The 6,500-nt window shown below is 48.2% G+C and carries 8 protein-coding genes; all 8 read left to right on the top strand.

Translation table 11 applies throughout. From position 1 onward, the window contains the following. Nucleotides 1–266, top strand: a 266-nt coding sequence (locus G531_RS26580; protein ID WP_035759936.1) for a hypothetical protein, incomplete at its 5' end; no start/stop codon positions are given. 15 nt (nt 267–281) lie between these two features. Beyond that, complete coding sequence (locus G531_RS25520) at nt 282–2,576, top strand: phage tail tape measure protein (RefSeq protein WP_022857392.1); 2,295 nt, start codon at nt 282–284, stop codon at nt 2,574–2,576. A gap of 1 nt (nt 2,577) precedes the next feature. Continuing rightward, a complete protein-coding gene (locus tag G531_RS25980) occupies nt 2,578–2,949 on the top strand; it encodes a hypothetical protein (RefSeq protein ID WP_155827992.1) in 372 nt (123 codons plus the stop codon). A 52-nt stretch (nt 2,950–3,001) separates the two neighbouring features. Beyond that, complete coding sequence (locus tag G531_RS25975; RefSeq protein ID WP_022857390.1) at nt 3,002–3,427, top strand: hypothetical protein; 426 nt, start codon at nt 3,002–3,004, stop codon at nt 3,425–3,427. Beyond that, a complete protein-coding gene (locus G531_RS25970; protein ID WP_021618645.1) occupies nt 3,400–4,368 on the top strand; it encodes a hypothetical protein in 969 nt (322 codons plus the stop codon). The genes G531_RS25975 and G531_RS25970 overlap by 28 nt, the downstream gene beginning before the upstream one ends. Before the next feature lie 239 nt (nt 4,369–4,607). Next, the gene (locus G531_RS25965; protein ID WP_021618643.1) at nt 4,608–5,435 is read left to right on the top strand and encodes a hypothetical protein; all 828 of its coding nucleotides are present in this window, start codon (nt 4,608–4,610) and stop codon (nt 5,433–5,435) included. An 87-nt stretch (nt 5,436–5,522) separates the two neighbouring features. Beyond that, nucleotides 5,523–5,969: a hypothetical protein gene (locus G531_RS25960; protein WP_021618642.1), complete on the top strand. Its 447-nt coding sequence runs from the start codon at nt 5,523–5,525 to the stop codon at nt 5,967–5,969. A gap of 18 nt (nt 5,970–5,987) precedes the next feature. Beyond that, on the top strand, nt 5,988–6,500 hold a 513-nt coding region (locus G531_RS27145; RefSeq protein WP_211221920.1), incomplete at its 3' end, for a peptidoglycan recognition protein family protein.

The following is a 6,500-nucleotide window of genomic DNA, read 5'->3' as shown; positions in this document are numbered from 1 at the left end:
CAAGCCATACCTGGCAGGCGCAGCATAAGACTTTTGCCGGCTGGGATTCCACTCTTATCACGAACAGGCTCATCGTCGCTCTGATTGATGAGATTCGCGCCGTCGAATACTTGTACGCGTCCGCGCATAGCAAAAAAGGTTCGAATGTGCGTAAGCCGAAACCGTTCCCGAGCCCATGGGCGAAACCAGATAAGGGTGAGAAGCATTTCGGCAAGGGGGCGATACCTCGTAAAGATTTCATGGCTTGGTACTACTCGACTGACTAGTGAAAGGCGTTTTTCATGGCTGAAAGTGGCGTAACTGTTGCTAACGCGTTCGTACAGGTGATGCCGTCCGCGAATGGTATTGAGGGCAACCTTACTAAAGAGCTGAGTTCAGCCATGGAAACTGCTGCCACGAGTTCCGGTAAGAGTGGTGGTGAAACTCTTGGCTCTAGCCTGCTTGACCAGCTTAAAGGCTTGGGCGGTAGTATTGCTGGCGTTGGCGGCGAGGTTGGTACGAGCCTGTATTCAGGTGCTGAAGCAGTACTTAGTGGTGCTGGTGTTGCCGCGTTAACTGCTGCGGGTGTTGCTCTTGCAGGCGCTGTGCTTGGCGGTTTGGAAGACATCGGCTCAGAGTTCGACGGAATGACCGATAGCATTGTTGTCGGCACAGGCGCATCAGGCAAAGCATTAGACAGTTTGACAGCTTCCGCTACCGAAGTCGGCAATAGCGTGCCGATTAGTTTTGAAAAGGCTGGCGGTATCGTCGCTGATTTCAACACCCGCATGGGATTAACCGGTAGCACGTTGACTGACGTGTCGAAGAAAACCGCAGCATTAGGCGAAATCCTCGGCAAGGACATCAATATCAACCAGTTGACCGGAGCCATGAACGCTTTCGGCATTTCTGGTAAAGATGTCGGCAAAAACATGGACTACCTGTTTGGTGTCAGCCAGGCGACCGGTATCGGATTCGACCAGTTAACCGGCATCGTTAAAAATGCTGGCCCAGCCATGCAGTCCCTCGGTTTTAGCTTCAAGGATACGGCTGACCTTGCCGGCCAGTTAGACAAGGCTGGTATTGACGCGAACGCTGTCATGGGCAGCATGAAGAAAGCTTTAACAGCTGTAGCCGAAAACGGTGGCGATGTTAAAAAGACCTTCAACGACAGTGTGAAGTCGATTGAAGATTTTATTAAGGCTGGTAATGATGCGGCTGCTATTGACGCGGCTAAGGATATTTTTGGTGCGCGTAACGCTCCGCAGTTTGTTGCAGCGTTGAAGAGTGGCGCCGTGAACATGGAAGAGCTTGGTAAGAATGCTCTTGGCGCTAAGGGTGATATTGAGGGGACTGAGGAGGCTACCAAGGATTGGCCTGAAACATGGGAGCTACTGCAGAATCGTATCAAGAGTGCTCTCGAACCTTTAGGCACTGCAGTATTTAGTACTGCTACTGCGGCCATGGAAATACTGTTTACTGTTGTCACTTCGCTTATTAGTGGTTTTCAACAGTTTGGTGGTCTTGTTGGTAATGTTTTCGCACCATTGACGGCTAGTGTGCAGGGTGTTTCTGGCATACTGTCTGGCGTTTTTATGCCAATATGGCAGACTCTACAAGACTTGTTTAATACTGCTTACAGTATTATTGCCGCACAAGTTGCACCAGCTTTCGATAGTATTCAAGCGGCGGTAAGTCGTGTGGCAGGCGTGTTTACGAGCACGTTCCTACCGGCGTTGCAGCCTGTTATCGTGCTTGTCGGTGCGATCGTGGGAACTCTTATCACGGTACTGATACCAGCATTGGGCGCTGTAGTCGGCTTCCTTGTGGCTCAGTTTGGTACAGCGTTTACGATGGTGGCTAATCTTGTAACTTCGGCGATGCAAGTCGTATCAGGCGTGGTCCAAACCGTTGTCGGTGTTATCGAAGCTATTGTTGGCACGTTTGTTGGTATTTTTACTGGTAACTGGCAGATGGCCGCTGACGGTATGCAGCGTATTCTTGGCGGTCTTGCAGGTATTGCGAATGGCGCTTTGAATGCTGTGCTTGCCGTTGTGCAAGGCGTCTTGTCTACTATCAGTAACGTTTTTACGAGCATTTTCAACGGTTTGACGGGTATTGTTAGTGGCGTTTTTAGTGCTATTGCGAATACGATTAGCGGCACGATGAATGGTGCAAAGAGTACGATTAGTGGCGCTTTGAATGCTATTGCTGGTTTCTTCCGCAACCTGCATTTGCAGCTGCCGCCTATTAAGCTTCCTCATTTTAAGGTGAGCGGTAGTTTCAATCTTGACCCTGCACATTTTAGTTTGCCGTCTATTGGCGTGGACTGGTATGCGAAGGGTGGTATTGCTACTCGCGCTGCAGTGTTGGGTGAAGCTGGTGCGGAAGCCATCGTCCCATACACTAACTCGAACATTAAACCATGGGCAACAGCCCTATCGAACGCTGCAGGCTTAACGAACAACAGTGATGAGGCGACTGGCCAGCTTGTGAACATGCTCGCCTACTATCTGCCGGTCATTGTGCGCGGACAAGAAACAGACCTGACGAAACGTGACCTGCAACGGCTCATGCTCGCCAACAACATTCTCTAAGGTGGTTTTTGTTATGTTTAACCGGTTCACGTATTTTAGTGGAACACTGCAGAAAAAATACTCGTTGGATAGTCCAATCATATCGAGTGGCGTGGGTAATGATATTCGCGACAGCGTATGGAATTACTCACTGTCAACACATAACATTACTGGCGTAACTCGCGTGGCTCGTGAAGCATCGTTCACCGTGACTACGACTGATTACGATCTGCTAAATGAGCTTCAACAGGCGTATACGGTTGATGTGGAGAACGGTACTCCAGGTGTATTGTATGTGGATGATTGGCAACAGTCGGCATATTTGGTAAAAACGCAGGCTGACGCTATCCGCCGAGGAACACTTATCGTAAAAAATTACTGCTGTTCTGCTTGATGGTAAGTGGCATCGTGACACTGTAACAAGTTTCAAAACCTCTTACACGAGCGTGGATGACGATGAGTGGTTGAACTATCCACACGATTACTCGTATAACTTCGGTAAACAGTTCGATTATGCGACATCGTTGAGCGTGGAAACGTTAAGCAGCGCACCAATTAGCCTAACTGTTTACGGGCAGGCAACGAATCCAAGTATCACTATTGGGGGTAACGTTTACAATGTGAACGTTACTGTGCCTACTGGCGGAATCCTGAAAGTTAACGGGTTGGATAGGACTGTACGCTTGTTTGATGCGACGGGGCAAGAGTCGAACGTGTTTAGTAAAGCAGCTCGCAAGCCTGGCATGGATGTATTCGGCGAGCTTACGACTGGCGCGAACACGGTTTCTTGGTCACGTGGTTTTGAATTTGATGTTACTGTTCACGAGATTTCAGGGGGTCCATTATGGCAAGAAACACAGTTCAACGCGTAACACTCTACAAGGGGAATAGTTTTGAACCGTATGCGCAGACAGAGAATTTCCAACTCGACTACGCGTATGGGGATACGGAGAATAGTTTCGAACTGATTATTGAGCAGGCGGACATTGTTGATGTGACAATGTCCGCTTTTCGCTTGGAAGATTCCACTGATATTGCCGGCTTCGTGGATGGAGTGGAAAGCGTGTATAAGAATGGTTATTATACGATTACTTTCCATGGTACGAGCATGCAAGGCGTGCTTGATAAGCGTATCGTGCAACCATACTCTGGACAGGACTATTACACAGTCAAGGGCACACTCTCTGACTGTCTAACTAAGGTGCTTGCTGACACTGGTCTGACTGGTAGTGTTCTGCTTGACAGTATTCCGCCGGTGAATATCGACTACCAGTTTGAACGATACTGCACTCTCTGGCAGGGTTTACGCAAACTCGCTAAGCAGAATCATATGATTATCCGCTTAACATTTGACGATAATGCTCGTATCCTGTTGAGTTTCATCCCGTCGGATGATATGACAATCAATAGCGCGAATATTAGTTATGATGCGACGAAATACAGTAAGTTTATTACTCATGCCATCGCTTTGGGTGCTGGTGAGCTGCGTAACCGTGCTGTCGGGCACGCATATTGGGATGGTAAACAGGTTACTACCTCGAAGCCTTCTAATTTTGTTGAATCTTACATGATGACTTTCGAGGCAAGCAGTACAGAACAAGACAAAATCGCTCAGTATGCTGCGGATAAGCTCACCGACGAGTTGAAGAATCGGCAGATTTTGCAGGTGAAAGAACCTGACGGAGAGTATCCTCTCGATTCAAGTTTTTCGATTACCGACATGCCAACCGGCATGACGGTGTCGGCAAGTATTAACAAGCTCATCATCAAAATCAGTAGGGGTGTGAAAACCCTTTCTATGGAGGTAGGTTAAAAATGGGTATCCAAACAGGCTTAACACAGTACGAGTGCGACCGGTGCGGTATTAAACAGATTATCGGCCCGAAGCAGGCTGCAGAAGAAAAGTGGTCGGAAAAGAAGTTTATTCGCGCTAACCAGTCAGACGTGAACGTTGTCCTATGCCGGTACTGTTCGGAAGACTGGTTGAAACTCATGGCTAAGGCTGACACATTTTTCGATAATTTCATGGACAAGAAATAAAAGGAGCTTACAATGACTATCCACATGATCACGAGCCGCCAAAACATGGCTCACGTAACAGCTGACGATGCTGCACATTTGAACGCACGCATTATGGGCGACGGACAATACCTGCTGACGAAAAACTGGACACCAACACTAGCTTCCGCATCCACAGTAAACCTGCCTGTCGGCGAATGGTTGTGGAATGGCCGCTACGTGCAGATTAGTGTCCAGGAAAGCATCAACATTGGTAACGGTGTACCGTCAGGTTCCACGCGCGACGACCTCATCTGCTTACATTATTCCAGGAATACGGGTACTGGCGTAGAAACTGTCTCCGCGGCGGTTATTAAGGGTGTCATCAATCAGGGTATTGGTGTACCTCCTATTACCACGAGTCTGCTGAATACGCCGTCTGAAACGTATATGATTATTGCTGTTGTGCATTGGAATGGCTTGACCCCAACAGTGCAGGCGTTTGAGAATACTGAATATTTGCAGCCTTTCTCGCAGACGAATGAAACTCTCCGTAATCTTGATTATCGTCTTACACATGCTACAAGCACTACTGCGCGTCTACCGTATATGGATAGACCGGTGACTTTGCGTAAAACGGGTAATTTGGTTGTGGTGTCTGAGCAGGTGCTCACGTCTGCCAGTGGTGCGAATGCGCATTTTAACGCGTCGGAGACGATTCCTGATGGCTATCGTCCTGCTGGTCAAGGTGTTATCACGTGTAGCGATAATTCGAGTACGGTCGCGAGCCTGCTTGTGAATAGTCGCGGTGGTATCGAGATTAACGGTAACTTCTCACAGTCGCGATATCTACAAGTGTTGGGCGTGTGGTTTACTGCTTGACGGGTGCTTTAGGCGAAAAATTTTTTAGGAGACCACATGTTGTGTGGTCTTTTTTATTTTTAAGGAGAAAAAAGAATTGTGATTCCTATGAGTCCCTTCGACGTGGATAACGTGCTTGTCGCGCTCATCACAGGCCTTATTAGTTTCGCTGTCGCATTCATCACGAGTAGAACGCAAGCGAAGAGTAATGAGCAGAATGCGGATAAGACGCGTGCTGAAACTGAGTCACTGCTCCGTCAACAGTTAGAAGATACAGACAAAAGACTAAATAGCTTATCTCATGCTGTGTCGGATGAGATGAGGCAACGCCGTCAAGCAGAAGCAAATCTCTATGACGCTGAGCAGCAACTATCTTCTTCTATCGCGTATGTGCGAGCGCTCGGGCATTGGCTGAATGCTATGTGCAAAATGCTTGATAAGGATTGGTTAGACGAGCATCCGAAACCTCGCTTGCCTGATGAAATCAGGAGCGGAGTAGAGAGGACGGCAAGTGAGCTCGGTTTAAACGTAGACAAATTCGATATTCAAGAATAAAAGGAAGGAGAAAAAATTGTGAGTGTAATACAAGAAAAGATTGTGAATAATGGTCACGGTAGTCTTAATGCTTCGTATTTTTGCGTGCATTCCACTGCAAACGTGGGCGCGACCGCCGCGAATCATGTCAGCTTATGGAGTCGTAACTACTTGTATGCTGTGCACCTCGTGTCTGACTGGGCGGAAGCGTTTCACACAGTACCTTACAACCGTTTATGTTTCCAAGTTGGCGACGGTAATCCGTACGTTGAAGGTCTTGAGATTTGCGAGGCGACTAACGAGGAAGACTTCCGTAAAGGTATCGAGATAGCTATCCAGGTCGTACGTGAACGTCTTGCCGCGCATGGTTGGGGCGTTGACCGTCTTATCTGTCATCAGGAAGCTACTCAACAGTGGGGTGGTTCCGACCACACCGACCCGATCCCATATTTCACACGTTGGGGTTATTCGTGGGAACAATTCAAAAATGATGTCGCTAACGGCACTATGTCGCTAGTCTCGAACAGTCAAACAGTACAAGCTAAGGAAGGT

It is taken from the genome of Granulicoccus phenolivorans DSM 17626 = NBRC 107789 = JCM 15570 (assembly GCF_000423085.1).
GTDB lineage: Bacteria > Actinomycetota > Actinomycetes > Propionibacteriales > Propionibacteriaceae > Granulicoccus > Granulicoccus phenolivorans.
Note: the sequence above shows the minus strand (reverse complement) of the source record. Positions and strands in the feature narration are given on the sequence as shown.